Genomic DNA, 25,435 nt, shown 5'->3' with positions numbered 1-25,435 from the left:
ATCTAGTGCCTATCAAAAAGTTTAAACCGACATCTCCGGCGAGACGCGGTATGTCCGTATCGACATTCGAAGAGATCACCACGGATCAACCGGAGAAATCTTTGCTGGCTCCGCTGAGCAAAACAGCTGGCCGCAACAACCAAGGTAAAATTACGGTTCGTCACCATGGCGGCGGACATAAGCGTAAATACCGCATCATCGACTTCAAACGGAACAAAGATGGAATTCCAGGCCGCGTTGCTACAATCGAGTATGACCCGAACCGGACTTCCAACATCGCTTTGATCCATTATGCAGACGGTGAAAAACGTTACATCCTGGCTCCTAAAGGCTTGAAGGTTGGCGACGTAATCGAGTCAGGCGTGGGTTCCGACATCAAAATCGGCAACGCATTGCCGCTTGAAAATATTCCTGTAGGTACAGTGATCCACAACATTGAGTTGAAGCCTGGTAAAGGCGGACAATTGGTCCGTGCTGCCGGCACAGAAGCTCAATTGCTGGGTAAAGAAGAGAAATATGTAACGATCCGCCTTTCCTCTGGCGAAGTTCGTAAGGTTCTGAAGGTTTGCCGCGCTACTATCGGTGCTGTAGGCAACGGTGACCACGAGCTCATCAAGATTGGTAAAGCCGGACGCAGCCGTTGGCTCGGACAACGTCCTGAAGTTCGCGGTGTCGTCATGAACCCTAACGATCACCCTCACGGTGGTGGTGAAGGCCGCGCTCCGATCGGACGTAAATCTCCATTGTCTCCTTGGGGCAAACCGACCCTTGGTTACAAGACTCGTAAAAAAGGTAAAGCATCCGATAAATATATCGTTCGCCGCCGCACGAAGTAATCCGCGCTTAGCGGATCGCTTCGCGGCAGGGGATGAACTAAGGATTCAAGCAGCGTAACGAAGGGAGGATAAATAAATGAGTCGCAGTCTTAAAAAAGGTCCATTTATCGATGGATACCTGCTCAAGAAAGTGGAAGAAGTGAACGCTTCGAACAAGAAGGTCGTGATCAAGACCTGGTCCCGTCGTTCCACCATCTTCCCGCAATTCATTGGCCATACGTTCGGTGTATATGACGGCCGCAAGCATGTTCCGGTTTATGTGACTGAGGATATGGTTGGACACAAGTTGGGTGAGTTCGCTCCAACGCGTACCTACAAAGGTCATACGGACGACGATAAGAAAACGAGACGCTAATAACGATAAGTTCTTCGTTTGAGAGGAGGTAACACACATGGAAGCTAAAGCATCTGCAAATCAAGTGCGCATCGCCCCGCGTAAGGCTCAACTCGTTGTCGATTTGATCCGCGGTAAGCAAGTTGGCGACGCGATCGCGATTCTCCGCCACACGCCAAAGGCGGCTTCCCCGATTGTGGAGAAGCTTTTGAACTCGGCGATTGCCAATGCTGAACATAACTATTCTATGGATGTAAATAAATTGGTTGTTACACAGGCTTACGTAAACCAAGGTCCGACAATGAAGCGTTTCCGCCCTCGTGCAATGGGACGTGCAAGCCGGATCAACAAACGCACCAGCCACATTACTTTGGTGGTATCCGAAAAATAAGGAGGGAAAACGTGTGGGCCAAAAGGTAAATCCGGTCGGATTGCGGGTAGGTATTATCCGTGATTGGGAATCGAAATGGTACGCAGGCAAAGATTTTGGTGATCTTCTGCTTGAAGACGTGAAAATCCGTGAATACTTGAAAAATAAATTGAAAGACTCCGCTGTATCTCGTATTGAGATCGAGAGAGCGGCAAGTCGCGTGAACGTGACTATCCACACTGCAAAGCCGGGTATGGTAATCGGTAAAGGCGGTTCGGAAGTTGAAAACCTCCGCAATGAGATCACTAAGATCGCTGGCGGCAAAAAAGTTCACATCAACATTTCCGAAATCAAACACCCTGATCTTGACGCGATTCTTGTCGCAGAAAGCATTGCACAACAACTGGAACGTCGTGTTTCTTTCCGTCGTGCACTGAAACAAGCGATTCAAAGAACAATGCGTTCGGGAGCAAAAGGGATTAAGACAGCAGTCAGCGGTCGTCTTGGCGGTGCTGAAATTGCTCGTACAGAAGGCTACAGTGAAGGAACTGTTCCACTTCATACGCTCCGCGCCGACATTGATTACGGTACGGCAGAAGCTCATACGACTTATGGACGTATCGGCGTAAAAGTATGGATCTATCGTGGAGAGGTTCTTCCTACGGCTAAGAAACAACAAGCTGTTCAGGAAGGAGGCAACTAATCATGTTGGTACCTAAACGTGTTAAACACCGCAAGCAACAACGCGGTAATATGAGAGGCCAAGCTAAAGGCGGCACTGAATTGAACTTCGGTGAATACGGCTTGCAAGCTTTGGAGCCTACTTGGATTACGAACCGTCAAATCGAAGCAGCGCGTATCGCGATGACTCGTTACATCAAGCGTGGCGGTAAAGTATGGATTAAGATTTTCCCTGACAAGCCGATTACTCAAAAGCCTCTTGAAGTCCGGATGGGTAGCGGTAAAGGTAACGTAGAAAAATGGGTCGCAGTTGTGAAGCCTGGTAAGATCATGTTCGAGCTTGCCGGTGTACCGGAGGAAATCGCGCGTGAAGCTATGCGTCTTGCCGCCCACAAACTGCCGATCAAAACGAAGTTTGTGAAACGTGAAGAATTGGGTGGTGAAGCAAATGAAAGCTAATGAACTTCGCAACTTAACCACTGCTGAGATTGAACAAAAAGTCGCAGGCTTTAAAGAGGAACTCTTTAACCTTCGTTTTCAATTGGCTACGGGCCAACTTGACAACCCGACTCGGATCCGCGATGTGCGTAAGGAAATAGCTCGTGCTAAAACCGTATTACGTGAAAGAGAACTTGGGATCATCAGTTAATTAACGCGCAGCGTGAAGCAAAGCGCCTAAGTCCAGGAAGGAGGCTAACCATGAGCGAAGAGCGCAACAGCCGTAAAGTGCAAATTGGTAAAGTCGTCAGCGACAAGATGGATAAGACAATCGTCGTTGCTGTTGAAACCTATAAGAAGCATGATCTGTACCACAAACGCATTAAGTATACGAAGAAATTCAAAGCGCATGATGAGAACAACACTGCGCAAATCGGTGATACTGTGAAGATTGCTGAGACTCGTCCTTTGTCTAAAGACAAGCGTTGGAGACTCGTTGAAATCGTTGAGAAAGCAGTAATCATCTAATAGCAGGATAGCTTAGACTGAAAGGAGGAACTTTCCATGATTCAACCATTTACACGTTTGCAAGTTGCAGACAACTCCGGCGCGAAGGAATTGATGTGTATTCGTGTTCTGGGCGGTACGGGTCGTCGCACGGCTCAAATCGGTGACCTGATCGTATGCTCTGTGAAACAAGCAACACCAGGGGGCGTTGTCAAAAAAGGTGATGTAGTCAAAGCGGTTGTTGTTCGCACAAAGCGTTCAGTTCGCCGTAAAGACGGTTCTTACATCGCATTTGATGAGAACGCAGCGGTGGTAGTGAAAGAAGACAAGAGCCCACGCGGTACTCGTATTTTCGGACCTGTTGCTCGTGAACTGCGCGACAGAGATTTCATGAAAATCGTTTCCTTGGCTCCGGAAGTTATCTAATACGCCCCGGCGTAAGGGGATTGTTTAATAAGCCGACGAAACAGGAGGTGTAAGTGAAATGCCAAGATTGAAAAAAGTTCTGGAATCCCACAACAACAAGCTGCATGTCAAGAAGGACGATAACGTTATCGTGATCTCCGGTAAGGACAAAGGCAAGAAGGGCCGCGTTATCGCTGCTTATCCACGTGAAAACCGCGTGCTGGTTGAAGGTGTGAACATGGTGAAGAAACACCAGAAGCCGAACCAACTCAACCCGCAAGGCGGCATCATCGAAAAGGAAGCTCCGATTCACGTATCGAACGTTATGCACGTTGATCCTAAGAGCGGAAAAGTAACCCGTATCGGTTACAAGGTATTGGACAACGGCAAGAAGGTTCGCGTTGCGAAGAGATCCGGAGAAGTGATCGATTAATCCAGGAACGAGAAGAAAGGAGGTCCATGATTCATGGCAAGATTGAAAGAACGTTTTTTGAACGAAGTTACACCTGCTTTGATTCAAAAATTCAACTATACAACTGTAATGCAAGTGCCTAAAGTCGAGAAGGTTGTTATCAACATGGGTGTAGGCGACGCTGTTGCCAACTCGAAGGTACTTGATTCCGCTGTGAACGACATGCAGCTGATTTCTGGTCAAAAGCCGGTTATCACTCGTGCGAAGAAGTCGATCGCAGGCTTCAAGCTTCGTGAGAATATGCCGATCGGCGTGAAAGTAACATTGCGCGGTGAGCGTATGTATTACTTCCTCGACAAGTTGTTCAACGTAACGCTTCCACGCGTTCGTGACTTCCAAGGCGTATCGACGAAAGCATTTGACGGCCGCGGCAACTATACACTCGGTTTGAAGGAACAATTGATCTTCCCGGAAATCGAGTATGACAAGGTTGATAAAGTGCGCGGTATGGATATCGTTATCGTAACTACGGCTAAGACCGACGAAGAATCCCGCGAATTGCTGGGCGGACTCGGAATGCCTTTTGCGAAATAAGAATCATTTTTTCTCCGATACTATTTAGGAGGTGTCAGGCTAAGTGGCAAAAACTTCGATGAAAGTTAAACAGCAACGCACTCCGAAATTCAAAGTACGGGCTTACACCCGTTGCGAGCGTTGCGGTCGTCCACATTCGGTATTGCAAAAGTACAAAATTTGCAGAATTTGTTTCCGTGAATTAGCTTATAAAGGCCAGATTCCTGGCGTGAAAAAAGCAAGCTGGTAATCCATCAACAACGGGAAGGAGGTTTACACTAATGACTATGTCTGATCCTATTGCAGATATGCTTACTCGTATTCGTAACGCGAACACGGTTCGCCACGAAACAGTAGAACTGCCTGCATCCACGATTAAGAAGCAAATCGCTGAAATCCTGAAGCGTGAAGGTTTCATTCGTGACGCAGAATATATCGATGACAACAAACAAGGGTTGATTCGTATTTTCCTGAAATACGGCCCGAACAATGAGCGCGTTATTACTGGACTTAAGAGAATCAGTAAGCCTGGCCTTCGCGTGTATACGAAGAGCAATGAAGTTCCTCGTGTACTCGGCGGTTTGGGAATCGCGATTGTCTCCACGTCCAAGGGAGTTATGACGGACAAGGAAGCTCGTCAGGCGAAAGCCGGCGGCGAAGTTGTCTGCTACGTTTGGTAATTAACGTCACAAAACAAGGAGGTGCAGCAAATGTCTCGTATTGGTCGCAAACCAATTACAGTACCAAGTGGTGTGGATATCACACTTAATAATAGTGTCATTACGGTAAAAGGCCCTAAAGGCACTTTGACCCGTGAGCTTCACAAGGACATGAAGGTTTCGGTTGAAGACAACCAAATCCTTGTCGAGCGTCCTTCCGACAATAAATTACACCGTTCCCTGCACGGTACAACCCGTAGCGTAGTGAACAACATGGTGAGCGGAGTAACCGAAGGCTTCACCAAGACTCTCGAGCTTGTTGGTGTCGGTTACCGTGCCAGCAAATCCGGTGAGAAACTGGTTCTGAACGTAGGCTACTCTCATCCGGTTGAAATCACGCCGGAAGCTGGGATTACGTTTGAAGTTCCATCCAACACGAAAATCATCGTGAGCGGAATCAATAAAGAGCGCGTAGGCGAGTACGCTGCGAATATTCGTGCGGTTCGTGCACCTGAACCTTACAAGGGCAAAGGGATTAAGTACGAAGGCGAACGTATCATCCGTAAAGAAGGTAAAGCTGGTAAGAAGAAATAAGCCTGATCATCGAAGGCTGCTTCTTCTTGCTTCTTGACTTGTACGGCCGCGCATGGCGTGAAGGTAAACCGAAGGGAGTGAAATGGAAGTCATGATTACAAAAGGCGATAAGAACAAAGCACGTCTGAAAAGACATTTGCGTGTACGTAAGAAAATCCAAGGAACGGCTGAACGTCCTAGATTGAACGTATTCCGTTCTTCCAAACATATCTATGCTCAATTGATCGATGATGTAGCGGGTGTAACCCTGGTATCCGCGTCGACAGTTGACAAGGAAATCAGCAGCGAAATCAACAATGGCGGCAATGTCGAATCCGCACGTAAAGTGGGAGAACTGGTTGCTAAGCGCGCTACGGAAAAAGGCGTGAAGGTTGTTGTTTTTGACCGCGGAGGATACTTGTACCATGGACGGATTCAAGCATTGGCTGATGCAGCTCGCGAAGCAGGTCTTGAATTCTAATATTATTTTAAAAAGGAGGTTAACGACTTGCGTGTAGATCCTAACACTTTAGAACTGACAGAAAGAGTTGTAAATATTAACCGCGTAGCTAAAGTAGTAAAAGGCGGACGTCGTTTCAGCTTCAGCGCACTTGTTGTTGTCGGTGACGGCAAAGGCTGGGTTGGCGCTGGTATCGGTAAAGCTGGCGAAGTTCCTGATGCGATCCGTAAAGGAATTGAAGATGCCAAGAAGAATCTTGTGCATGTTCCGCTTGTAGGAACAACTATTCCTCACCTTGTTACCGGACATTTCGGTGCAGGCCGCGTGCTGTTGAAGCCGGCTTCCGAAGGTACCGGAGTTATCGCAGGCGGTCCTGTTCGTGCGGTGCTCGAGCTGGCAGGCGTAGGCGACATTTTGACTAAATCACTGGGTTCTTCGAATTCCATCAACATGGTCAATGCGACTTTGGAGGGCTTGTCCCGTCTGAAGCGTGCTGAGGATGTTGCGAAATTGCGCGGTAAAACCGTCGAAGAACTTCTCGGTTAAGGAGGGAATCTCATGGCTAAACTGCAAATTACCCTCGTGCGTAGTTTGATCGGTCGTCCGGAGAACCAACGTACTACCGTAAAAACTTTGGGACTTCGCAAAATCAATCAGTCTGTGGTTCACAACGATAACCCAGCCATCCGTGGCATGGTTAATCAAGTAAGCCACCTGGTTTCTGTTCAAGAAATCACTGAATAGTCTTTGTACTACTCAGTGAATCAACATCTAATAAGGAGGTGCAACGAACGATGAAGTTACATGAGCTCTCCCCAGCTGCAGGCTCCCGTCATGAGCGTAAGCGTGTTGGACGCGGTACTGGTAGCGGCATGGGTAAAACATCTACACGTGGCCATAAAGGTCAAAATGCTCGTTCCGGCGGTGGTGTACGTCCGGGCTTCGAAGGCGGACAAAACCCGTTGTATCGTCGCTTGCCAAAACGCGGATTTAACAATCCTACGCGGAAAGAGTACGCGATTGTGAACATCGAAGAACTTAACAACTTTGCTGCGGGTACGGAAGTAACTCCTGAACTGTTGTTTGAACAAGGAATCGTGAAGAACGCGCTGAGCGGAATCAAGATCCTTGGCAATGGCGAAGTAACTGTCAAGCTGACAGTTAAAGCGAATAAGTTCTCTCAATCTGCGGTAGAGAAAATCGAGGCTGCCGGCGGTAAAACCGAGGTGATCTAATGTTTAAAACGTTGAAGAACATTTGGCACGTTCAGGATCTCCGTAACCGGATCCTATTCACCCTGTTCGTATTCATTATTTTCCGGATCGGTTCTTTCGTTCCGGTTCCTGGTGTGGATGCTTCCGTATTTCAGAATTCCAGCAACGCTGGTGCTGAAAACTTGTTCGGGCTTCTGAATACTTTCTCGGGCGGCGCACTGAAGAACTTCTCGATTTTTGCCCTCGGGATTATGCCATACATCACGGCTTCCATCATTGTTCAGCTCCTCTCCATGGACGTCATTCCGAAGTTTGCGGAATGGGCGAAGCAAGGAGAACACGGCAAGAAGAAAATGGCTCAGGTTACCCGTTATGGTACAGTTGTGCTTGCGTTGATTCAAGCTTTTGCAACTTCGATCGGCTTTAACCGCATGTACAACATCGAAATGGTACCAAATGCTACCTTTGCCGATTATCTGGTGATTGCTATCGTATTGACAGCAGGTACTTCGTTCCTGATGTGGCTCGGTGAACAGATTACGGAAAAGGGAATCGGCAACGGAATCTCGCTGATTATCTTCGCCGGAATCGTGGCCGGTATTCCAGGCCATATTGAGACGATTGCGATGTCAGAATTCATTATTGAAGGCCAAACCTTCATGAATGTAGTCAAATCGATCGGAATTCTTCTTGTGTGTGTGTTGATTGTCATCGGCGTAATCTACATTCAACAGGCGATCCGGAAAATTCCGGTGCAATATGCCAAACGTGTTGTGGGCAACAAAATGTATGGCGGACAAAATACGCATATTCCATTGAAAATCAATGCAGCCGGCGTTATTCCGGTAATCTTCGCTGTATCGCTGCTGCAGTTCCCGGTTGTCCTCGCCAGCTTCTGGGCGCATATGAACTGGGCACAATGGATTACCCAGCATCTGTCCACCAACCAGCCTTTAGGCATGGTGCTCTACGTTGTCATGATCATCGGCTTCACATTCTTCTATACCTTCGTACAGATGAATCCGCAGCAGATGGCTGAGAACATGAAGAAGAACGGCGGATATATTCCGGGAATTCGTCCTGGCAAAACAACCGAGGTATACCTGACCAAGGTATTGACTCGTTTGACCATGACAGGCGCGTTGTTCCTTGCAGTGATCTCCGTACTTCCTGTAGGCTTGGGAGCTTTGGCTAACCTGCCTCAAAGTGTACAGATCGGCGGTACTTCGATTCTGATCGTGATCGGGGTTGCACTTGATACGATGAAGACGATTGAAAGCCAGTTGATCAAGCGTCACTACAAAGGCTTTATTAATAAGTAAGCGATAGGTACCAGGTCTGAACTCGCAAGAGATCGCTCCTGGCGCCTATTGTTATGTTTCTTGAAATTGATTGTAATCTGGAGGGAGTGATAGACATGAACATTCTATTCATGGGGCCTCCTGGAGCAGGGAAAGGGACACAAGCAGAAGTCATTGTGAACCAGTTCGGTATTCCGCACATCTCTACCGGGGATGCGTTTCGTCTGGCCATCAAGCAGGGGACCCCTGTAGGGCTCAAGGCGAAGGAATACATGGATCAAGGACTTCTGGTGCCTGATGATGTAACAGTCGGTATTGTTCGCGAACGTCTGCAGCAGTCCGATTGCGAAAAAGGTTTCTTATTGGACGGTTTTCCAAGAACCCTTTCGCAAGCGGAATCGCTGGAGGAGCTGCTTGGCGGATTAGGAAAGAAGCTGGATCATGTCATCAACCTGAAGGTAGACCGTAACAAGCTGCTGGCTCGTCTGACCGGGCGCCGCCTTTGCAAAGCTTGCGGAGCTACTTATCATGTGATCTTCAATCCTCCTGTTCAGGAAGGTGTTTGTGATAAGTGCGGCGGTGAGTTGTACCAACGTTCCGATGATAACGAAGAGAGCGTAGGAACACGGCTGGACGAATATATCAACAAAACGGCACCTCTCCTCAAGTTTTATGAAGATAAGGGCCTGTTGCGTCAAGTAGATGGAGAACAGGAAATCGGAGCGGTTTCAGAAGAAATCGTGTCCATACTGCGAGGTTAGGTGTAATGATCATTTGTAAATCCGAAACGGAACTGGGCTTTATGCGCGAAGCGGGACGAATTGTAGCGGAAACGCACAGACTGATTGCTAAGTCGATTGAGCCGGGAATTACGACGGGGGAACTCGATCAGATCGCCGATAAATTCATTCGCAGTCAACATGCGGTGCCTTCTTTCAAGGGATATAACGGTTTTCCTTCTAGCATCTGTGCTTCAGTCAATGAAGAATTGGTACACGGTTTTCCCGGCAAACGCAAATTGAACGAAGGCGACATCATCACGCTTGATATCGGTGCGGAATTCCGTGGTTTCCATGGAGACTCGGCTTGGACATATCCGGTAGGTCAAATATCCGAAGAAGCCCAGCGGCTTCTGGATGTGACGGAAGGCTCCCTCTATGCCGGTCTGGCACTGGTCAAACCTGATGTACGCTTGTACACTATTTCGCATGCGATCCAGCAGTTCATTGAGGATGCGGGATTCTCCGTCGTGCGGGAATATGTCGGTCACGGGATCGGCAAGGATCTGCATGAGGAGCCGCAAATTCCGAACTACGGAAGTCCGGATCGGGGGCCACGGCTTAAGCCTGGCATGGTACTGGCAATCGAGCCGATGGTTAACGCCGGTAAACGGTACGTAAGAACGTTGGAAGATAATTGGACTGTGGTAACGGTTGACGGATCACTGTGCGCTCATTTTGAGCATACAGTAGCAGTTACGCCGGATGGTCTTGAGATTTTCACTAAACTGGATGCGTAGGTGATGAGCTTGAAGCACAGCACAGAGGCGCAGATCGGTCAATTGGTGAAAGCTTTAAAGGGCAGAGATGCTGAAGCGGTTTATGTGATTGTCGGAATTGTGGATGAGAAATTCGTCCTCATTGCAGACGGAGACAAACGCAAATTCGATCAACCTAAACGTAAAAACATTCAGCACCTTAACCTCCAGCCGATGATCAGCAGCGAAGTTGTTCATAGTTTGCAAGAGAGCGGCAGAGTGACAAATGCCAAGCTGCGTTACGCGGTTCAAGCATTCCGTCAGACTGAGGGCTCCAATGCCGAAGAGAAAGGGGAATGACAGTGGCCAAGGAAGATGTAATTGAAGTCGAAGGTACGGTTATTGAGCCGTTGCCGAATGCTACCTTTAAAGTAGAACTGGAAAACGGACATCAAATTCTTGCTCATGTATCCGGCAAGCTGCGTATGCACTTTATCCGGATTCTGACAGGAGACAAAGTTGTTGTTCAATTGTCGCCTTATGACCTGACTAAAGGTCGTATTACGTATCGTAAATAGATTCCAATACCATTTGGAATAAATATGTGTTATGATATTCAGGTTGAGTAATTTAGAACATCTAAATGTGCTCCCAATACGGGTTTTACATTCGTAAAGCAGAGCTGATCCTTACGAAGAGAATTTGCTCCGCTAAACTAAGCAAAGGCTTTCGAAGCTAGTTTTACATTCGTAAAACTTTTAGGAGGTAATCAACATGAAGGTAAGACCTTCTGTGAAGCCTATCTGCGAAAAATGCAAAGTCATTCGTCGCAAAGGCAATGTTATGGTGATTTGCGAAAATCCGAAACACAAACAAAAACAAGGTTAAAGAAGGGGGTGTAGCGTAAAATGGCACGTATAGCTGGTGTGGATTTGCCACGTGATAAGCGCGTTGAGATCGCCTTGACTTACATTTTCGGAATCGGTAAAACGACTTCCCAGAAAATCCTGTCCGAGACAGGCATCAGTCCGAACACTCGTGTTCGTGATTTGACGGAAGATGAGGTTAGCAAACTACGCGAAACGATCGACAAAACGGTTAAGGTTGAAGGTGACCTGCGTCGTGAAATTTCCTTAAATATTAAGCGTCTGATTGAAATTGGCTGCTACCGCGGTGTTCGTCATCGTCGCGGCTTGCCTGTTCGCGGACAACGTACTAAGACGAATGCTCGTACTCGTAAGGGTCCTCGTCGTACAGTAGCGAACAAGAAGAAATAAGAAGGAGGGATAACAGACAATGGCTAAACCAAAAAAGGTCGTACGTACAAAACGTCGTGACCGTAAAAATATTGAATCCGGTGTGGCACATATCCGCTCCACCTTCAATAACACGATCGTCACCATTACGGATCCGCACGGTAACGCAATTTCCTGGGCAAGCTCCGGCGGTCTTGGATTTAAGGGTTCCCGTAAATCGACTCCGTTCGCCGCTCAAATGGCTGCGGAATCGGCTGCAAAAGCCGCTATGGAACATGGCATGAAGAGCGTCGAAGTTATGGTTAAAGGTCCTGGAGCCGGCCGTGAAGCCGCTATCCGCTCCTTGCAAGCTGCGGGCCTTGAAGTAAACATGATTAAAGACGTGACTCCAATTCCTCATAACGGTTGCCGTCCTCCAAAACGCCGTCGTGTATAATTGAAGCCGCCTCTAGTGTGGTATAACAACATCATAATTGGTAACAATGGTTGTTTAGGCATACTACATGATAGACTTCAAGAATCACATGACCGTTTGTAAGGAACGACGTTTGAAGGAGGGGTACTTTCGTGATAGAAATCGAAAAGCCGAAAATCGAGACCGTAGAAGTTAGCGATAACGGCACCTATGGGAAATTTGTAGTAGAACCACTTGAGCGTGGATATGGCACGACACTGGGCAACTCGCTTCGCCGGATTTTGCTCTCTTCTCTACCGGGTGCTGCGGTAACCTCGGTCCAAATCGATGGTGTTCTGCATGAATTCGCGACCATTCCAGGTGTAATGGAAGACGTCACGGAAATCATTCTGAACCTGAAGGCACTTTCGCTCAAAATCCACTCCGATGAAGAGAAGATTCTCGAAATCGATGCGGAAGGCGAAGGCGTCATTACGGCGGGAGATATCCGTGCGGACAGCGATGTCGAAATTTTGAACCCGGATCTTCACATTGCAACCTTGGAGCCGGGCTCTAGACTTCACATGCGCATTTATGCCGGCCGCGGTCGTGGTTATGTTCAGGCAGATCGGAATAAACGGGATGATCAACCGATTGGTGTCATTCCTGTCGATTCGATCTATACCCCGATTGCTCGCGTCAATTACGTAGTAGAAAATACACGTGTTGGCCAAGTGACCAACTACGACAAGCTGACGCTTGAAGTATGGACCGATGGCAGCATCAGACCTGAAGAAGCGGTAAGTCTCGGTGCCAAGATTTTGACCGAGCATCTCTTCCTGTTCGTCGGGTTAACGGACGAAGCGAAGGACGCGGAAATCATGGTCGAAAAAGAAGAAGACAAGAAAGAAAAAGTTCTTGAAATGACGATTGAAGAGCTCGATCTCTCCGTTCGTTCCTATAACTGCCTCAAGCGTGCCGGAATTAACACGGTACAAGAACTGACCACGAAGACGGAAGAAGATATGATGAAGGTGCGCAACCTTGGTCGCAAGTCTTTGGAGGAAGTTCAAGAGAAGCTTGAAGAGCTTGGTTTGGGTCTTCGTACGGAAGAATAATCCTGCTTGAATCGTTCTAGCGAAGGAGGGAAAACTCATGGCATATCAAAAGTTGGGCCGCGATTCCAGTGCGCGTAAAGCTTTGTTCCGTGATCTGGTAACCGACCTGTTCTTATACGAACGCATCCAAACAACGGAAGCGAAAGCGAAGGAAATTCGCTCGATCGCTGAAAAGCTGATCACCAAGGCTAAGCGTGGAGATCTGCATGCTCGTCGTCAAGTGGCTGCATATGTGCGCCGCGAATCGATCGACGGTCAGCAGGATGCAATCCAGAAGCTGTTCTCGGAAATTGCACCTCGCTACTCCGAGCGTCCAGGCGGATACACTCGTATCCTGAAGCTTGGACCACGCCGCGGCGACTCCGCCCCTATGGTTTACTTGGAATTGGTAGACCGTGCTTAATTAGGGGAGGATCCCTAAGCAACGTTAAACTCTCTGACGGCTTGCCGCTAAAGGCTTGGCCGTAGAGAGTTTTTTGTTATTTTATTGTATGAATAGTTAACTATATAGGTTGAACTAAAAACTACGTAGAAAGGGGCAAAAGTGTGGAGTGTGCTGAAGTGAAAGCTTTCTGCAAGAAAGCTGCTTCGGGAGCATAAGCTCGGAAGCGTTCGCCTTTGCGAGTGGATTTCTACCGTATCATATCTTAGTTCAATCAGAGAAATCCGCGAACAACAGCGATCGTAAGAACACTCTACACGTTGCCCTCTAAACGTAAAAGGTATTAGTTCAACCTATATAGGAATACGGGGGTGAATTTGCTTGCGCAATTTATTGGCAACAGTCAGCTATGACGGCACGGTCTATTACGGATTTCAGACGCAGCCAGGAGGCAATACGGTACAGGATGCGATTGAACATGCTTTGCTTCAATTGACGGGAGAAGCGATCAAGATCCATGGCTCGGGGCGTACGGATGCCGGCGTTCATGCCAGGGCACAGGTGTTTCACTTTCATACGAATTCTATTATTCCGCTGGAGAGATGGCGCCTTGCCCTGAATGGCCGTCTTCCGGAAGACATAAGAATAACCGAAATCATCGAGGTGCCGCTGGAGTTCCACGCCAGACGTTCAGCGAAGCGGAAGACTTATCGTTATTCGATCAACGGGAACCGTGTCCCTGATATTTTTGTCAGGAGATATCAGCTGCACCATCCCGGCAAGCTTGATGTGGAGGCGATGCGTCAGGGATTGGAGCACCTCGTTGGAACCTATGACTTCACCTCCTTTGCCTCCAGACACTCCACGAAGACGAGCCATGTTCGGACTATCCTTGAGGCGCGCCTTGAGGTCGAGCAGAGCGAGCTTGCGGCAGGAAGTCATGAGCAGGGAGTCATTCACCTATATGTGACAGGGAATGGGTTCCTGCAGCATATGGTACGTATTATTGTAGGTACGCTGCTTCAGGTGGGAGAAGGCAAACGGACCCCGCAGGATATGAAAAGCATCCTTGCGGCGAAAGATCGCGCAGCCGCTGGACCGACGGCAGAGAGCAAGGGTCTTATGCTATGGAATGTGGAATATGATTTCAGCTCGCCGGCATCTGAGCAATCCGAATGGACCGATACAGAAGATCACGAAGACGATGAGTAAAATGCTGCAACCGCAGCCGAGTTTCTTCGTAATTAGTACAAGAACAAAATTATTCTAATTAACGGAGGACGAGATCATGAAATGTCCAGTATGCAATGATGTCCGGATGCGCGAGGTTGAGAAGGACGGAGTATTGATTGATGTATGCCCTGATTGTAAAGGAGTCTGGCTGGACCGCGGGGAACTGGAGAAGTTGCTCAAGGAGATCAATGATATTCGACCGTCTTATCGAGAATGGGAAGAAAGCCGGGGATATGACGGATATGGTCAACAGATGGACCCTAGACATCATCAGCAGCATCCAAACTATCCGCCAAACCAAGGCTATCCGCAGAATCAGGGATACCCTCAGGATCGCAACTATAAGGAGAATTATAAAGGCTATCCTAAGCATAAAAAGAAGAAAAATGTGCTAGACGTGTTTGGGGATCTTTTTGATTAAAAATACTTGCGGAAGTGCGTTCGTTACTGTAAAATATAAGTTGTGTTTTCTTGACGGCTATCCCACGGCCCCCAGTTGAGAAGACCGCATTGCAAGAACTGAGAAATACCCTAACTACGAATATGACAACGATCGAAGATAAAGTGTGAACGCGGGCAATCCAGCTGTTAAATCGGCTTGAGACTCGCATCCATGAACCATTTCGGACGAGAATGAAGGAGGATCTTTACATGCGTACCACCTATATGGCGAAGCCAAACGAAGTTGAGCGCAATTGGCACATTATTGATGCCGAAGGCAAGACACTTGGCCGTTTGGCAAGTGAAGCCGCTGCTCTGATCCGCGGCAAGCACAAACCACAATTTACTCCACACGTTGATGGCGGTGACTTCGTTATCATCATCAATGCTGAGAAGATTACTTTGACTGGCAAGAAGCTGGAGAACAAGAAGTACTATCGTCACTCCCTGCATCCAGGCGGCTTGAAAGTTACTGTAGCCAAGGATCTTTTGAATACAAAACCTGAGCGTGTACTTGAATCTGCTGTATTCGGTATGCTGCCTAAGACTCGTCAAGGCGAGAAGATGAAGCTCAGACTGAAAGTTTATGCCGGCACAGAGCATCCACATGCAGCACAAAAACCTGAAGTTTACGAACTTCGCGGATAATTAAAAGGGAGGACAGTTTCATGGCACAAGTACAATACTATGGGACAGGTCGTCGTAAACATTCGGTAGCTCGTGTTCGCCTTGTACCGGGTGAAGGACGCATTGTCATCAATAAACGCGATATCAACGAATATTTCGGTTTGGAAACTCTCAAACTGATCGTTAAACAACCTTTGAACCTGACTGAAACATTGGGCAACTACGATGTAATCGTAATCGCTCATGGCGGCGGTATCTCTGGTCAAGCAGGCGCAATCCGTCACGGTATTTCCCGTGCATTGCTGAAGGCTGACCCTGAATTCCGTCCTGCTTTGAAGAAAGCGGGCTTCCTGACTCGTGATCCACGTATGAAGGAACGTAAGAAATACGGCCTCAAAGCCGCTCGTCGCGCACCACAATTCTCGAAACGTTAATATTCCTGGACCACAGGAATGCAGAGCCTCCGGCCAACTTTGGCACGGAGGTTTTTTATGCTTACAATGAGCATTTTTTCACATTATAGGTGATTATTTTCACATACGATTCGAATAACTGGTGATAAACTTCCAATATCAACAATTTTATTCAATGGGGGATAAAACATGAAGAAAGCGATCTTGATTAGCACGGTAGTATTGCTTATGGCTGCACTGACAGCCTGCGGCGGCAATAAAGCAACTAACAATGCTGCTGATGGCGCGGATAACGGTGCCAATCCACCTGCCACGACAGAGACAAGCGCAGGCACGTATGTAGACGGTACTTACAAGGGCATCTACGATCGTAAGGATGTTCGCAACTGGATAGCTTACGTAGAAATTACTGTGAAAGACGGTAAGGTGGAGAAGGCCTACTACGATTACACGAACGAAAACGGTGACTTGAGAACCAATGACGAGAACTATTCAAAGGCGTTTGAGAATGTCAATAAAATGACTCCTCGTGAAGCATTTGATAAGCTCGGAGAAAATCTGGTAAGTGTGCAGTCTGCTGATAAAGTGGATGTAGTATCCGGTGCAACGCATTCCTCCAGAAACTTCAACGAGCTTGCGGCCGCAGCGCTTGAAAAAGCAAAGACCGGCGATACAAGCGATGCAGTGGTGAACCTGTATGAAGATGGTACCTACAAGGTAGAGGCTGATGCATTCGACGCACATGGCTGGAAGCCATTCATCGAATTGGTAATCAAGGACCATAAGATTGATTCTGTAAATTTTGATTATGTGAATGAAGAAGGCGCGATGAAAACAGAAAATGCAGAATATAAAGCAGCGATGGAGCCGCAATCCGGAACCTATCCTGAGAAATATACAGCCGAGCTTGAACAACAACTGATCGATAAGCAATTGATCGGTGACGTAGATGTCATTACTGGCGCTACAACCTCTTCGAATAATTTCCATGCCCTTGTAGAAGCGGCCTTGGACGATATGGCTGAGATCGGTGATGCATCTACGAAGGCTATAACGATTGCAGAATAATCATTTGCAACAAAATGATAAGACCTGACATTTTAAATGTCGGGTCTTTTTTATTGACTTACAGCGGTAAATCACTATACTATAAACTATAATTCTAATCTGTTTAGTCGGTTTTATATGCTATCATGCTTTTTAAGAAGATGGAGGGTCGATAATGAATTTGCTTGAAAAGGAAGACCTTATTCGTACAAAGGCGGAAGAACTGGAATCGGCATCCCCGGAGGAAATCATTGCATGGGCGATTCGGACATTTCCGAACATTACCTTTGCATGCAGCTTTGGCGCTGAGGATGTGGTACTTGTAGATATGCTGCAGAAGATTAGCCCCAAGACAGATATATTCTATCTGGACACGGACTTTCACTTTAAAGAGACCTATGATACTCGGGATGCCCTCGTCGATCGCTATGAATTAGACTTTGTGCGCGTATCCCCGAAGATTACCCCGGAGGAGCAGGCACAGCAATTCGGCGATGAGCTATGGAAGTCAGACCCTAATGCCTGCTGCAACATTCGCAAGGTTGAACCTTTAACCCGGATCTTGTCTCAATATGATGCATGGATTACAGGGATTCGCAGAGATCAGGCGCCAACCCGGGCAAATGCGAAAAAGATTGAATATGACACCAAGTTCGGGCTGGTAAAATTCAATCCGATCGCAGGCTGGACCAGCGAGGATGTTTGGCAATATATTCGCGATAATAATGTCATCTATAACCCGCTGCATGACCGCAATTATCCAAGCATTGGCTGCGAATACTGCACACGTCAGGTCATGCCTGGCGAGGATCCAAGAGCAGGACGCTGGTCAGGCTCTGACAAGACAGAATGCGGACTTCATAAATAAAGGAGAGACAACCATGACGGCAATCTTACCACACGGAGGCAAGCTGATTAACAGACTGGCCTCCGGGGATGAACGTGAACGACTGCTTAGGGAAGCTGCGGAGCTGGAAGCCATTGCGATTACGCCATGGGCTATTTCCGATCTAGATCTCATCGGTGTCGGCGCTTTCTCGCCATTGACCGGATTTATGACAGAACAGGATTATCGATCTGTAGTCAAGAACATGCGTCTGGCTAATGGAACCGTATGGAGCATTCCGATTACTTTATCGGTTAGTGAGGAGCAGTCCGCTTCGCTAACTCCGGGCAAGAAAGTGGCCTTAACCGGCGAGCAGGACGGAGTTATTTACGGTTTACTGGAGGTTGCCGATGTTTATCGTGTCGATCCGCTTGAAGAGGCGGTGCATGTGTTTAAGACGGATGACAATGAGCATCCCGGAGTGAAGAAATTGCTGGAACGCTCGCCGATCTATGTTGGCGGGGAGGTAACTGTACTGAACCGTCCGAAGCCTGATCGCTTTGGCGAGTTCTATTATGACCCGGCAGAGACGCGGAAGATTTTTGCCGAGAAGGGTTGGAACAAGGTTGTCGGTTTCCAGACCCGCAACCCGGTTCACCGGGCTCATGAATATATCCAAAAGAGCGCTTTGGAGATTGTGGACGGACTGTTCCTGAATCCGCTTGTGGGAGAGACGAAATCGGATGATGTTCCAGCTGATGTGCGTATGAAGAGTTATCTTGTGTTGCTGGATCATTACTATCCTGCAGAACGTACTTTTCTGGGCGTCTTTCCGGCAGCCATGCGCTATGCGGGGCCTAGAGAGGCCATATTCCATGCTATGGTTCGTAAAAACTACGGCTGTACTCACTTTATCGTCGGACGGGATCACGCCGGAGTCGGCGATTATTATGGCACTTATGAAGCGCAGGAAATCTTCTCGAACTTTACACCGGAGGAGCTGGGAATCTCGCCATTATTTTTTGAACACAGTTTCTTCTGCGCGAAATGCGGGAGCATGGCCTCCAGCAAAACTTGCCCGCATCCGAAGGAGGATCATATGACCTTGTCCGGAACTAAGGTAAGAGGGCTGCTTCGGGAGGGCATCTGCCCGCCGCCTGAGTTTACCCGTCCGGAAGTGGCTCGGGTACTGATCGAGGGCATGAGTCATCAAGTCGTTATCTAAGTCCGGTGAACCCGGTATATTTGTCCACCTCGTCCCATATGATGATTAATGTCATTATGGGACGGAGGTGGCTTTTTTATGGGCTCCAAACACAAGCCGGAACTGTGGATTCATTTTGGACATATTCAGAAGGGATTTATCGCGCTTGGCCTTATCGGCTTATTAATTGGCCTGGCCCTCTATGAGGTGCCTGCGCAACGTGTATCCCAATATTGGAGTCTGCCGCTTGCCGGTCAGACGATTGTGCTGGATGCCGGTCATGGAGGAGCGGATGGCGGGGCTGTCAGTGAGCAGGGGGTGATCGAGAAGGACATTAATCTCGCGGTGTCTTTATATTTACGGGATTATCTGCAACAGGCAGGCGCTATTGTGGTGATGACCCGGGAAGAGGATCGAGATTTGGCTGATTCGGGTACAAAGGGCTATAAGAATCGAAAGACGGAGGATCTCAAGCGGCGGGTGAGGTTCATTGAAGAGCAGCAGGCTCGGCTATTTATCAGTATTCATATGAACAGCATCCCTTCGCCGCGCTGGCGGGGAGCTCAAACCTTCTATTACCCCAATCATGGCGACAGCCCTACGCTGGCCGACCTGATTCAGGAAGAGTTGAGACGTAATCTCGAGAATACGGACCGGGTAGCCAAGCAGTCCGATAAGTCGGTCTACATTCTGGAAGCCGTGACGATCCCAGCTGCGCTTGTCGAAGTCGGCTTCCTATCCAATCCGGAGGAGGCATCGCTGTTGGGCAATGAATCTTATCAGCAGAAGGTGGCTGCCTCGATATACCAAGGAATCCTGAGATATACTTCCGGAGAACGCAGCGGAACCTCGGCACAGTCTGACAAGAAATGATATAATAACTCATCATAGAGTCCTTATGAGGATAACGATAAAGTCGAGGTGCTGTTATTGATGACAAGGGAGCAACTTGAGGCCATACTTCGTCCAGTCGCTGAGCCTTCTTTGCAGCGTAGCCTGGTTGAGATGCAATGGATTCGGGATATCATGATCAAGGAGGAGCGGATATCGCTTACTGTCGTATGTCTGGATAAAGAAGGCAATAGCCGGCGGCTTGTAGAGGAGCAGATTCGCGCAAGACTTGCGGATGCCGGGATTAAGGATATTCATCTTCGTTTCCGGGAGGCCTCTGATTTGGAACGCGAACAGGCTGGACAAGATCTGAACGCGACTGCCACTGCTGCTAGGGAGCAGGCGCAAACACAGCCCAAGGGACATGCGGCCGGGTTAGAGAACGTGTCAATTCTTGACCCTGACTCCGGAGTGAAGTTTATCGCAATCGCCAGTGGCAAGGGGGGCGTGGGAAAATCCACAGTCTCCGTTAACCTTGCAGTGGCGCTGGCGCGTATGGGGAAGCGGGTTGGCTTGATCGATGCGGATATTTATGGATTCAGCGTACCTGACATGATGGGAATCGAGACCGTACCTCAGGTCGAGGATGGCGCAATTATTCCGGTGGAGCGTTTCGGGGTGAAGGTGATGTCCATGGGATTTTTTATTCAGGACAATAATCCTGTGATCTGGCGGGGACCCATGCTGGGCAAAATGCTCAATCAATTCTTCGCAGATGTTGCTTGGGGGGAGCTGGATTATATGCTTCTCGATTTGCCGCCCGGAACAGGGGATGTTGCTCTTGATGTCCATCAGATGCTTCCGCATAGCAAGGAGATTATCGTCACCACTCCTCATGCTACTGCAGCCTTTGTAGCCGCAAGAGCAGGGGCGATGGCTCTCAAGACCGATCATGAGGTGCTTGGTGTAGTTGAAAATATGGCTTACTATGAGTGCGAAGGCTGCGGCAAGCGGGACTATGTGTTCGGCAGAGGCGGCGGGGCTCGTCTGGCGGAGACACTGCAGACGGAGCTGCTCGCTCAAGTGCCATTGGGGGCGCCGGATAATCATCCTTCCGAGCCTGATTTTTCTCCCTCTGTCTATAAGGCGGATTCAGGTGCGGGGCAGATGTATACTGAGGCAGCACTCAAAGTCATCGCCAAATGTGAAGAAGACTGATCCTTAACGGAGCAGTCTTCTTTTTAACTTTAACTAAATCAAGAACCTTGATCCTGTTCGTTTTCTCCGCCGCTGCCTCCGCCGGACTGCCCCTGATCTTCCTCTTGTCCTCCCTCCTTCTCACCGGACTTCGGCTGCTTCTCAACATTCGGCAGCAACTGTTGCTGCACGACCGTCTTTAGAAGCTCCATGACCTCCATCTTGAACAGAGGACTCTGCATGGCTTCCTGCATAACTGTCATAGTTTGCTTACGGTAGTCCGAAGTTTTCGTCAAGTCAAGAAACATCTTCATGACCTCCGGTGATTTCATGATCTCTCCAATGGACTTTTGATAGGTCGGGTCCTTTATCAGTTCCATATGAAGCTGCTTGCTCTGGGAATTAACGGCCTTGGCAAAATCACCCGCGAATTGCGGATCCGTCATAATCTTCTCCAGCTCGGCCTTATACTCCGGGGAAGTTATGGTCTCCTTGACAGCCATACGGATCTGATCGGAGGACTGTCCGGGCAGAATCATGCGTACCCCAAGCGTTGACCCGCCTTGTTGCCCGCTGCCGGATTCCGAGCCTCCTGAGGATTCACCTGACTTGGAGCTGTCCTCTGAATTGCCGGATTCCGAATTATTCTGATCGTGATTGGCTGAACCGGACACGCTGTTGCTCCCGCTTAACGCTTCATAAATGGCCCGCTTGCCATCTTCCGTCTTTAAAATATCGATAACCATGGATTTTGTATCCTTATAGCCAAGTCCACCTTGGGAAGAAGAAGAGCCTCCTTGGTCAGAGCCGCAGGCTGTCAGCATGATAGATAATACAAGTATGCAAATGAACCAGAACCTGCTTAAGCGCAGTCTTTTCATGGTTCAATCCTCCTTTCGCTCATCGTCACTGTGGTTATTATGCGGCTGCAGAAAAAGATTTATCCTTTCGCCCCCATGGTTTTTTAACGGGATCATTGGTAAAATATTTCTTTAGTGGGGGTGTGACATTTGAACTTGAAAAATTGGATGTACTTATTCTGGACGACGTTAGCGGTAGGGGCGGCGGGATCGCTGATTGTTGGCCTGCTTATGCAATGGACGGACACTTTGGATATGAACGGAGCGACAGACATTCTCGTGAATATCGCCGTGCTGCTTGGGGTTGGCGCTATGGTAAGCGTGTATTCCCAGATGGGTTTTTTTGCTTATCTGATGCTTAATTACATGGGCAATGGTGTATTCTCCCGCAGAACCTGGCAATATATACAGCTGGGGCTTGCTGTGCTGGCGTGGCTTGAATTGATGTTTTTTCGACTGTTTGTCGGCCGGGAGGGAAAGGGGACGTCAGATATCATCTTTGGGGTGATCCTGCTTGTTATTGCTGTTGGGGTTGCTTATTTCAAGGTGAAGATGACCCATAGCTCCGCATGGATTCCAACACTGTTCTTCATGACCGCCTTTACAATACTTGAAATTGTCGGTGTACTGAAGATTGGCGTTGACCAGGCTACATTATGGATCGCCGCACCGCTTATTGCCTGCAATGCTTACCAAATCTTGATTCTCCATCGTGTGCTTAAGCCGCAAAATACATATAAACCCCCGCAACAGCAGGGGTTGGTAAATGAATGAAATGCATTTGAGCCGGCAAATGAGGGGTAACCTCCATGAAGCCGGCTCTTTTTTTGCCTTTACATACCTGAGGCAATATCCAGCTGCTGCTGAAGCCAGGCCTGGTCACGCACCTGAGAACCGCTTACACCGGCCTCTTGAAGAAGATCGCTGACGGTGACGAACTCATAGCCCTTTTCCCGAAGCTGATCAATAATGAGGGGCAATGCTTCGTGGGTTTGCTCCACGGAATCACTGGCGTGCATCAGGACAATATCGCCGGGATGCGCCTTGCTCACAACCCTTTTGACAATCGTATCTACGCCTTTATTCATCCAGTCCTGCGAATCAGTATCCCATTGGATGACTGTATAGCCCAGCTCGTCGGCAGTCTTCAGCACGCGCTTATCGAAATCCCCGTTCGGGAGTCGCAGGAGCATAGGTGCTTTTCCGGTTACATCGGTTAAAATAGTATGAGCGGCGGTTAATTGCTTCTTAATCTCTTCATCGCTCAGTTCGCTGTAATTTGTATGTTTATGACCGTGGCTCCCAATCTCATAGCCTTGGGCCTGAATCGCCTTGACCAGCTCCGGGTGACTCTTGCTCCAAGGAGAAGATAAGAAGAAGGTCGCCTTGTTAATATTCTTGTCTTTTAATACCTTAAGGATCGGCTCGGCTCGTTTATCTCCCCAACTGATATCGAAGGTGAGGGCGATAACTTTTTTCTCGGTGGAAATACTGTAGATCGCTGCACCGCTGCTCTCCTCGGAGAATACGGTGACGTGATTCTTCTCCACATAGATAATTCCGGCCGCAAATAGGGCCGCAGCAAAAACGAAGAAATACCGTTTGATCTTCTTCCCGTTAAGGACGTAGAAGAAATTGTTCATGGATGGTTGCCCCCTCATTCATTAAGATTGAATTGGTGGATTTGATGGATCCGCTTGTACTACTTTATGCTCGTACTAATTTGAAATATGACCCTGAAGAATGAATTGGAGGATTTATTTATGAAGCTTTCGTTTGGCTACTTTATGAAGGATTTGCATCGGTATCGGAAAATGATGCTGACTGCGTTAATACTGTTCGCGGCAGGTGTCATCATTGGCACTGTAGGTGCCGAGACCATTGGACGGTGGGTCAATCCGGCGATACAGCAAATGCAGGAGCATAGCCAGAGACTGTCGGAGTCACCCTCTCCGGAGCAGGGCTTCTTTAAATTTATTTTCCTCAACAATGCCATAAAGTCGGTCGCCGTTATCTTTCTGGGTGCGTTGTTCGGCGTGTATCCGGTACTGTTCCTGGTCATGAACGGAATGGTGATCGGTTACCTGGTATCAGAGCTAGGGCGCCAGGGTGAGGATGTGTTTCATTTAATATTTTATGGCCTGCTGCCGCATGGGATTATCGAGATTCCTGCAATTATCATTGCGGCCGGATTCGGAATGCAGTTTGGTTATATGGTTCTGAAATGGCTGGGGGAATTAGGAGGTGCAAGAGAAGAGAGGGAGAAAAGTGTGGTATGGCGCGGCTTTCTTGCTTCAGCGGTACGAGGGGCGTTCTGGATTGTGATTCTTCTCTTGCTTGCGGCGGGGATCGAAAGTGTGATTACTTACAATTTAATGAAATAGGGAGTCATAAAATTTCCAGAAAGTGAGCATAACAGTAAAGCGGTTCTATGGAAACAGGTTTATTGGGAAAGGTAACGGGTTAATCATTACCCAAGAGTACATACATGCGAGTGCATACGAGCGCTAATTGATGCTGCCTATATCCTGTTACAATCGCTATTTCGTCGAAAGAGGAGCTGTGTGGTTATGCTGGGAATGATGTTTAATGATAAAGAATGCAAGGAACTCGATTATGTTCTTCGTAAGGAATTGGATGAGATGCTGATGGATCTGAGCGATCAGCGGCTAGACCAAGATATCCGCCGCGCTATTGCTAATCGTTATAAAACCGTCTTTCGGATGTACGCCCGCTTTGCGCCTTCCAAGGAATTGTCTAAATATGCCCGAAGAGGGTAGTTCACATTAAATAAACAATAGGATATAATTGGATTTGACTTCATAGGCGGGCATGTGGTAAATTATCAAACGTTCCGCTTTTTTTGCAGAACATGCGGTTCTTGCAGGATGATCACAGAAGAGAAAAAACTTCTAAAAAAACTCTTGCAAAAACCGAATGAAGTATGGTATATTATAAAAGTCGCCGCTGAGACAGCGCGGTGATGAAATGAAGCGATTAAACATCGCGAGTTGATCTTTGAAAACTGAACAACGAGTGAGTATTAAATAGATGAGTTGCAATCGACCCTGTGTCGTTTGGGATTCCATCTTTAAGAGAATTAATTTTCTCGTCAGTTTCAAAATGAGCAAGTCAAACACTTTAATGGAGAGTTTGATCCTGGCTCAGGACGAACGCTGGCGGCGTGCCTAATACATGCAAGTCGAGCGGAGCTGATGAGGTGCTTGCACCTCTGATGCTTAGCGGCGGACGGGTGAGTAACACGTAGGCAACCTGCCCGTAAGACTGGGATAACTACCGGAAACGGTAGCTAATACCGGATAATTTACCTTGCCGCATGGGGAGGTAATGAAAGGCGGAGCAATC

Annotated in this window: 41 protein-coding genes and 1 rRNA gene; 40 read left to right on the top strand and 2 right to left on the bottom strand. The window is 48.1% G+C overall.

The window, feature by feature from the left end; translation table 11 throughout:
- Positions 1 to 5 precede the first annotated feature (5 nt).
- The 36 genes from rplB (at position 6) to KI362_RS22850 (ending at position 21,230) form a co-directional block, all read left to right on the top strand.
- Positions 6 to 836, top strand: a complete 831-nt coding sequence (gene rplB, locus KI362_RS23025; protein ID WP_044482520.1) for a 50S ribosomal protein L2 — start codon at positions 6 to 8, stop codon at positions 834 to 836.
- 76 nt (positions 837 to 912) lie between these two features.
- Positions 913 to 1,191, top strand: coding sequence for a 30S ribosomal protein S19 (gene rpsS / locus KI362_RS23020; protein ID WP_044482519.1), 279 nt, complete (start codon positions 913 to 915; stop codon positions 1,189 to 1,191).
- Between the two features lie 37 nt (positions 1,192 to 1,228).
- A complete protein-coding gene (gene rplV / locus KI362_RS23015) occupies positions 1,229 to 1,561 on the top strand; it encodes a 50S ribosomal protein L22 (RefSeq protein WP_044482518.1) in 333 nt (110 codons plus the stop codon).
- 13 nt (positions 1,562 to 1,574) lie between these two features.
- On the top strand, positions 1,575 to 2,243 hold the full coding sequence (gene rpsC, locus KI362_RS23010) for a 30S ribosomal protein S3 (RefSeq protein WP_044482517.1): 669 nt from the start codon (positions 1,575 to 1,577) through the stop codon (positions 2,241 to 2,243).
- Between the two features lie 2 nt (positions 2,244 to 2,245).
- Entirely contained in the window at positions 2,246 to 2,680 is a 435-nt protein-coding gene (rplP, locus tag KI362_RS23005; RefSeq protein WP_044482516.1) for a 50S ribosomal protein L16, read from the top strand.
- Positions 2,670 to 2,870: a 50S ribosomal protein L29 gene (gene rpmC, locus KI362_RS23000; RefSeq protein WP_044482515.1), complete on the top strand. Its 201-nt coding sequence runs from the start codon at positions 2,670 to 2,672 to the stop codon at positions 2,868 to 2,870. Before rplP ends, rpmC begins: the two co-directional genes overlap by 11 nt.
- Positions 2,871 to 2,920: 50 nt before the next feature.
- Positions 2,921 to 3,187: a 30S ribosomal protein S17 gene (rpsQ, locus tag KI362_RS22995; RefSeq protein WP_044482514.1), complete on the top strand. Its 267-nt coding sequence runs from the start codon at positions 2,921 to 2,923 to the stop codon at positions 3,185 to 3,187.
- A 36-nt stretch (positions 3,188 to 3,223) separates the two neighbouring features.
- Complete coding sequence (rplN, locus tag KI362_RS22990; RefSeq protein WP_044482513.1) at positions 3,224 to 3,592, top strand: 50S ribosomal protein L14; 369 nt, start codon at positions 3,224 to 3,226, stop codon at positions 3,590 to 3,592.
- A gap of 58 nt (positions 3,593 to 3,650) precedes the next feature.
- Positions 3,651 to 4,004, top strand: coding sequence for a 50S ribosomal protein L24 (rplX, locus tag KI362_RS22985; RefSeq protein ID WP_081671875.1), 354 nt, complete (start codon positions 3,651 to 3,653; stop codon positions 4,002 to 4,004).
- A gap of 33 nt (positions 4,005 to 4,037) precedes the next feature.
- A complete protein-coding gene (rplE, locus tag KI362_RS22980) occupies positions 4,038 to 4,577 on the top strand; it encodes a 50S ribosomal protein L5 (RefSeq protein WP_044482512.1) in 540 nt (179 codons plus the stop codon).
- A gap of 43 nt (positions 4,578 to 4,620) precedes the next feature.
- Positions 4,621 to 4,806: a type Z 30S ribosomal protein S14 gene (locus tag KI362_RS22975; protein ID WP_009226651.1), complete on the top strand. Its 186-nt coding sequence runs from the start codon at positions 4,621 to 4,623 to the stop codon at positions 4,804 to 4,806.
- A gap of 31 nt (positions 4,807 to 4,837) precedes the next feature.
- Positions 4,838 to 5,236: a 30S ribosomal protein S8 gene (rpsH, locus tag KI362_RS22970; RefSeq protein WP_044482511.1), complete on the top strand. Its 399-nt coding sequence runs from the start codon at positions 4,838 to 4,840 to the stop codon at positions 5,234 to 5,236.
- 30 nt (positions 5,237 to 5,266) lie between these two features.
- A complete protein-coding gene (rplF, locus tag KI362_RS22965) occupies positions 5,267 to 5,809 on the top strand; it encodes a 50S ribosomal protein L6 (protein ID WP_044482510.1) in 543 nt (180 codons plus the stop codon).
- Positions 5,810 to 5,900: 91 nt separating this feature from the next.
- A complete protein-coding gene (rplR, locus tag KI362_RS22960) occupies positions 5,901 to 6,269 on the top strand; it encodes a 50S ribosomal protein L18 (RefSeq protein WP_301630681.1) in 369 nt (122 codons plus the stop codon).
- A gap of 27 nt (positions 6,270 to 6,296) precedes the next feature.
- Positions 6,297 to 6,794 carry a 30S ribosomal protein S5 gene (gene rpsE, locus KI362_RS22955; protein ID WP_044482508.1) on the top strand — a complete coding sequence of 166 codons (498 nt, stop codon included), beginning with the start codon at positions 6,297 to 6,299 and terminating at the stop codon, positions 6,792 to 6,794.
- Between the two features lie 12 nt (positions 6,795 to 6,806).
- The gene (gene rpmD, locus KI362_RS22950; protein ID WP_044482507.1) at positions 6,807 to 6,992 is read left to right on the top strand and encodes a 50S ribosomal protein L30; all 186 of its coding nucleotides are present in this window, start codon (positions 6,807 to 6,809) and stop codon (positions 6,990 to 6,992) included.
- A 50-nt stretch (positions 6,993 to 7,042) separates the two neighbouring features.
- On the top strand, positions 7,043 to 7,483 hold the full coding sequence (gene rplO, locus KI362_RS22945; protein WP_044482506.1) for a 50S ribosomal protein L15: 441 nt from the start codon (positions 7,043 to 7,045) through the stop codon (positions 7,481 to 7,483).
- Complete coding sequence (gene secY, locus KI362_RS22940; protein WP_301630680.1) at positions 7,483 to 8,784, top strand: preprotein translocase subunit SecY; 1,302 nt, start codon at positions 7,483 to 7,485, stop codon at positions 8,782 to 8,784. Before rplO ends, secY begins: the two co-directional genes overlap by 1 nt.
- A gap of 95 nt (positions 8,785 to 8,879) precedes the next feature.
- Positions 8,880 to 9,524, top strand: a complete 645-nt coding sequence (locus KI362_RS22935; RefSeq protein ID WP_044482504.1) for an adenylate kinase — start codon at positions 8,880 to 8,882, stop codon at positions 9,522 to 9,524.
- A 5-nt stretch (positions 9,525 to 9,529) separates the two neighbouring features.
- Positions 9,530 to 10,282, top strand: a complete 753-nt coding sequence (gene map, locus KI362_RS22930; protein ID WP_044482503.1) for a type I methionyl aminopeptidase — start codon at positions 9,530 to 9,532, stop codon at positions 10,280 to 10,282.
- 3 nt (positions 10,283 to 10,285) lie between these two features.
- Positions 10,286 to 10,600 carry a KOW domain-containing RNA-binding protein gene (locus KI362_RS22925; RefSeq protein ID WP_301630679.1) on the top strand — a complete coding sequence of 105 codons (315 nt, stop codon included), beginning with the start codon at positions 10,286 to 10,288 and terminating at the stop codon, positions 10,598 to 10,600.
- Positions 10,601 to 10,602: 2 nt separating this feature from the next.
- The gene (infA, locus tag KI362_RS22920; RefSeq protein WP_006212898.1) at positions 10,603 to 10,818 is read left to right on the top strand and encodes a translation initiation factor IF-1; all 216 of its coding nucleotides are present in this window, start codon (positions 10,603 to 10,605) and stop codon (positions 10,816 to 10,818) included.
- Between the two features lie 196 nt (positions 10,819 to 11,014).
- Positions 11,015 to 11,128, top strand: a complete 114-nt coding sequence (gene rpmJ / locus KI362_RS22915; protein ID WP_003333770.1) for a 50S ribosomal protein L36 — start codon at positions 11,015 to 11,017, stop codon at positions 11,126 to 11,128.
- A 20-nt stretch (positions 11,129 to 11,148) separates the two neighbouring features.
- On the top strand, positions 11,149 to 11,517 hold the full coding sequence (rpsM, locus tag KI362_RS22910; RefSeq protein WP_044482501.1) for a 30S ribosomal protein S13: 369 nt from the start codon (positions 11,149 to 11,151) through the stop codon (positions 11,515 to 11,517).
- Between the two features lie 19 nt (positions 11,518 to 11,536).
- A complete protein-coding gene (gene rpsK / locus KI362_RS22905; protein WP_018753969.1) occupies positions 11,537 to 11,932 on the top strand; it encodes a 30S ribosomal protein S11 in 396 nt (131 codons plus the stop codon).
- Between the two features lie 131 nt (positions 11,933 to 12,063).
- Positions 12,064 to 13,008: a DNA-directed RNA polymerase subunit alpha gene (locus KI362_RS22900; RefSeq protein ID WP_044482500.1), complete on the top strand. Its 945-nt coding sequence runs from the start codon at positions 12,064 to 12,066 to the stop codon at positions 13,006 to 13,008.
- Positions 13,009 to 13,045: 37 nt separating this feature from the next.
- Positions 13,046 to 13,411 carry a 50S ribosomal protein L17 gene (rplQ, locus tag KI362_RS22895; protein ID WP_044482499.1) on the top strand — a complete coding sequence of 122 codons (366 nt, stop codon included), beginning with the start codon at positions 13,046 to 13,048 and terminating at the stop codon, positions 13,409 to 13,411.
- A gap of 360 nt (positions 13,412 to 13,771) precedes the next feature.
- On the top strand, positions 13,772 to 14,602 hold the full coding sequence (gene truA, locus KI362_RS22890) for a tRNA pseudouridine(38-40) synthase TruA (protein ID WP_301630678.1): 831 nt from the start codon (positions 13,772 to 13,774) through the stop codon (positions 14,600 to 14,602).
- Positions 14,603 to 14,678: 76 nt separating this feature from the next.
- On the top strand, positions 14,679 to 15,044 hold the full coding sequence (locus KI362_RS22885; RefSeq protein WP_301630677.1) for a TFIIB-type zinc ribbon-containing protein: 366 nt from the start codon (positions 14,679 to 14,681) through the stop codon (positions 15,042 to 15,044).
- 230 nt (positions 15,045 to 15,274) lie between these two features.
- Positions 15,275 to 15,712 carry a 50S ribosomal protein L13 gene (rplM, locus tag KI362_RS22880; RefSeq protein ID WP_044482496.1) on the top strand — a complete coding sequence of 146 codons (438 nt, stop codon included), beginning with the start codon at positions 15,275 to 15,277 and terminating at the stop codon, positions 15,710 to 15,712.
- A gap of 20 nt (positions 15,713 to 15,732) precedes the next feature.
- The gene (gene rpsI / locus KI362_RS22875) at positions 15,733 to 16,125 is read left to right on the top strand and encodes a 30S ribosomal protein S9 (RefSeq protein WP_044482495.1); all 393 of its coding nucleotides are present in this window, start codon (positions 15,733 to 15,735) and stop codon (positions 16,123 to 16,125) included.
- A 168-nt stretch (positions 16,126 to 16,293) separates the two neighbouring features.
- The gene (locus KI362_RS22870) at positions 16,294 to 17,172 is read left to right on the top strand and encodes an FMN-binding protein (RefSeq protein ID WP_301630676.1); all 879 of its coding nucleotides are present in this window, start codon (positions 16,294 to 16,296) and stop codon (positions 17,170 to 17,172) included.
- A gap of 154 nt (positions 17,173 to 17,326) precedes the next feature.
- Positions 17,327 to 18,019, top strand: a complete 693-nt coding sequence (locus KI362_RS22865) for a phosphoadenylyl-sulfate reductase (RefSeq protein ID WP_301630675.1) — start codon at positions 17,327 to 17,329, stop codon at positions 18,017 to 18,019.
- 13 nt (positions 18,020 to 18,032) lie between these two features.
- A complete protein-coding gene (sat, locus tag KI362_RS22860) occupies positions 18,033 to 19,202 on the top strand; it encodes a sulfate adenylyltransferase (RefSeq protein WP_301630674.1) in 1,170 nt (389 codons plus the stop codon).
- Positions 19,203 to 19,280: 78 nt separating this feature from the next.
- Positions 19,281 to 20,054 (top strand): N-acetylmuramoyl-L-alanine amidase CwlD, encoded by a 774-nt coding sequence (gene cwlD / locus KI362_RS22855; RefSeq protein WP_044482491.1) that lies wholly within the window; start codon positions 19,281 to 19,283, stop codon positions 20,052 to 20,054.
- 57 nt (positions 20,055 to 20,111) lie between these two features.
- Positions 20,112 to 21,230 (top strand): Mrp/NBP35 family ATP-binding protein, encoded by a 1,119-nt coding sequence (locus KI362_RS22850; RefSeq protein WP_301630698.1) that lies wholly within the window; start codon positions 20,112 to 20,114, stop codon positions 21,228 to 21,230.
- A gap of 38 nt (positions 21,231 to 21,268) precedes the next feature.
- On the opposite strand, the gene gerD is transcribed toward KI362_RS22850, so the two are convergent.
- Positions 21,269 to 22,090 carry a spore germination lipoprotein GerD gene (gene gerD, locus KI362_RS22845; protein WP_301630673.1) on the bottom strand — a complete coding sequence of 274 codons (822 nt, stop codon included), beginning with the start codon at positions 22,088 to 22,090 and terminating at the stop codon, positions 21,269 to 21,271.
- 129 nt (positions 22,091 to 22,219) lie between these two features.
- On the opposite strand from gerD, the gene KI362_RS22840 reads away from it, so the two are divergent.
- A complete protein-coding gene (locus KI362_RS22840; protein WP_301630672.1) occupies positions 22,220 to 22,843 on the top strand; it encodes a KinB-signaling pathway activation protein in 624 nt (207 codons plus the stop codon).
- Between the two features lie 59 nt (positions 22,844 to 22,902).
- On the opposite strand, the gene pdaB is transcribed toward KI362_RS22840, so the two are convergent.
- Entirely contained in the window at positions 22,903 to 23,712 is an 810-nt protein-coding gene (gene pdaB / locus KI362_RS22835) for a polysaccharide deacetylase family sporulation protein PdaB (RefSeq protein WP_301630671.1), read from the bottom strand.
- A gap of 120 nt (positions 23,713 to 23,832) precedes the next feature.
- On the opposite strand from pdaB, the gene KI362_RS22830 reads away from it, so the two are divergent.
- The 3 genes from KI362_RS22830 to KI362_RS22820 all read left to right on the top strand — a co-directional run.
- Entirely contained in the window at positions 23,833 to 24,453 is a 621-nt protein-coding gene (locus KI362_RS22830; RefSeq protein ID WP_249413170.1) for a stage II sporulation protein M, read from the top strand.
- A 186-nt stretch (positions 24,454 to 24,639) separates the two neighbouring features.
- Positions 24,640 to 24,849 (top strand): hypothetical protein, encoded by a 210-nt coding sequence (locus tag KI362_RS22825; protein WP_212943494.1) that lies wholly within the window; start codon positions 24,640 to 24,642, stop codon positions 24,847 to 24,849.
- 361 nt (positions 24,850 to 25,210) lie between these two features.
- Positions 25,211 to 25,435: ribosomal RNA gene (locus KI362_RS22820) — 16S ribosomal RNA — on the top strand; the annotation flags it as partial.

Source organism: Paenibacillus apis (assembly GCF_018333295.1).
GTDB classification, from domain to species: Bacteria; Bacillota; Bacilli; order Paenibacillales; family Paenibacillaceae; genus Fontibacillus; species Fontibacillus antibioticophila.
Note: the sequence above shows the minus strand (reverse complement) of the source record. Positions and strands in the feature narration are given on the sequence as shown.

Excerpts from the sequence above, each read along its gene's own strand:
- KI362_RS22935 (WP_044482504.1), top strand. The coding sequence starts at position 8,880 with ATGAACATTCTATTCATGGGGCCTCCTGGAGCAGGGAAAGGGACACAA.
- KI362_RS22865 (WP_301630675.1), top strand. The coding sequence starts at position 17,327 with ATGAATTTGCTTGAAAAGGAAGACCTTATTCGTACAAAGGCGGAAGAA.
- gerD (WP_301630673.1), bottom strand. The coding sequence starts at position 22,090 with ATGAAAAGACTGCGCTTAAGCAGGTTCTGGTTCATTTGCATACTTGTA.
- rplR (WP_301630681.1), top strand. The coding sequence starts at position 5,901 with ATGATTACAAAAGGCGATAAGAACAAAGCACGTCTGAAAAGACATTTG.
- rpsK (WP_018753969.1), top strand. The coding sequence starts at position 11,537 with ATGGCTAAACCAAAAAAGGTCGTACGTACAAAACGTCGTGACCGTAAA.
- rpmJ (WP_003333770.1), top strand. The coding sequence starts at position 11,015 with ATGAAGGTAAGACCTTCTGTGAAGCCTATCTGCGAAAAATGCAAAGTC.
- rpsI (WP_044482495.1), top strand. The coding sequence starts at position 15,733 with ATGGCACAAGTACAATACTATGGGACAGGTCGTCGTAAACATTCGGTA.
- rpsQ (WP_044482514.1), top strand. The coding sequence starts at position 2,921 with ATGAGCGAAGAGCGCAACAGCCGTAAAGTGCAAATTGGTAAAGTCGTC.
- rplQ (WP_044482499.1), top strand. The coding sequence starts at position 13,046 with ATGGCATATCAAAAGTTGGGCCGCGATTCCAGTGCGCGTAAAGCTTTG.
- rpmD (WP_044482507.1), top strand. The coding sequence starts at position 6,807 with ATGGCTAAACTGCAAATTACCCTCGTGCGTAGTTTGATCGGTCGTCCG.
- rpmC (WP_044482515.1), top strand. The coding sequence starts at position 2,670 with ATGAAAGCTAATGAACTTCGCAACTTAACCACTGCTGAGATTGAACAA.
- rplO (WP_044482506.1), top strand. The coding sequence starts at position 7,043 with ATGAAGTTACATGAGCTCTCCCCAGCTGCAGGCTCCCGTCATGAGCGT.
- pdaB (WP_301630671.1), bottom strand. The coding sequence starts at position 23,712 with ATGAACAATTTCTTCTACGTCCTTAACGGGAAGAAGATCAAACGGTAT.
- rplX (WP_081671875.1), top strand. The coding sequence starts at position 3,651 with ATGCCAAGATTGAAAAAAGTTCTGGAATCCCACAACAACAAGCTGCAT.
- KI362_RS22830 (WP_249413170.1), top strand. The coding sequence starts at position 23,833 with ATGAAGCTTTCGTTTGGCTACTTTATGAAGGATTTGCATCGGTATCGG.
- rplF (WP_044482510.1), top strand. The coding sequence starts at position 5,267 with ATGTCTCGTATTGGTCGCAAACCAATTACAGTACCAAGTGGTGTGGAT.
- rplV (WP_044482518.1), top strand. The coding sequence starts at position 1,229 with ATGGAAGCTAAAGCATCTGCAAATCAAGTGCGCATCGCCCCGCGTAAG.
- rplP (WP_044482516.1), top strand. The coding sequence starts at position 2,246 with ATGTTGGTACCTAAACGTGTTAAACACCGCAAGCAACAACGCGGTAAT.
- sat (WP_301630674.1), top strand. The coding sequence starts at position 18,033 with ATGACGGCAATCTTACCACACGGAGGCAAGCTGATTAACAGACTGGCC.
- KI362_RS22925 (WP_301630679.1), top strand. The coding sequence starts at position 10,286 with ATGAGCTTGAAGCACAGCACAGAGGCGCAGATCGGTCAATTGGTGAAA.
- KI362_RS22885 (WP_301630677.1), top strand. The coding sequence starts at position 14,679 with ATGAAATGTCCAGTATGCAATGATGTCCGGATGCGCGAGGTTGAGAAG.
- rpsS (WP_044482519.1), top strand. The coding sequence starts at position 913 with ATGAGTCGCAGTCTTAAAAAAGGTCCATTTATCGATGGATACCTGCTC.
- KI362_RS22825 (WP_212943494.1), top strand. The coding sequence starts at position 24,640 with ATGCTGGGAATGATGTTTAATGATAAAGAATGCAAGGAACTCGATTAT.
- rplN (WP_044482513.1), top strand. The coding sequence starts at position 3,224 with ATGATTCAACCATTTACACGTTTGCAAGTTGCAGACAACTCCGGCGCG.
- rplE (WP_044482512.1), top strand. The coding sequence starts at position 4,038 with ATGGCAAGATTGAAAGAACGTTTTTTGAACGAAGTTACACCTGCTTTG.
- KI362_RS22870 (WP_301630676.1), top strand. The coding sequence starts at position 16,294 with ATGAAGAAAGCGATCTTGATTAGCACGGTAGTATTGCTTATGGCTGCA.
- rpsH (WP_044482511.1), top strand. The coding sequence starts at position 4,838 with ATGACTATGTCTGATCCTATTGCAGATATGCTTACTCGTATTCGTAAC.
- rpsM (WP_044482501.1), top strand. The coding sequence starts at position 11,149 with ATGGCACGTATAGCTGGTGTGGATTTGCCACGTGATAAGCGCGTTGAG.
- map (WP_044482503.1), top strand. The coding sequence starts at position 9,530 with ATGATCATTTGTAAATCCGAAACGGAACTGGGCTTTATGCGCGAAGCG.
- rplM (WP_044482496.1), top strand. The coding sequence starts at position 15,275 with ATGCGTACCACCTATATGGCGAAGCCAAACGAAGTTGAGCGCAATTGG.
- secY (WP_301630680.1), top strand. The coding sequence starts at position 7,483 with ATGTTTAAAACGTTGAAGAACATTTGGCACGTTCAGGATCTCCGTAAC.
- cwlD (WP_044482491.1), top strand. The coding sequence starts at position 19,281 with ATGGGCTCCAAACACAAGCCGGAACTGTGGATTCATTTTGGACATATT.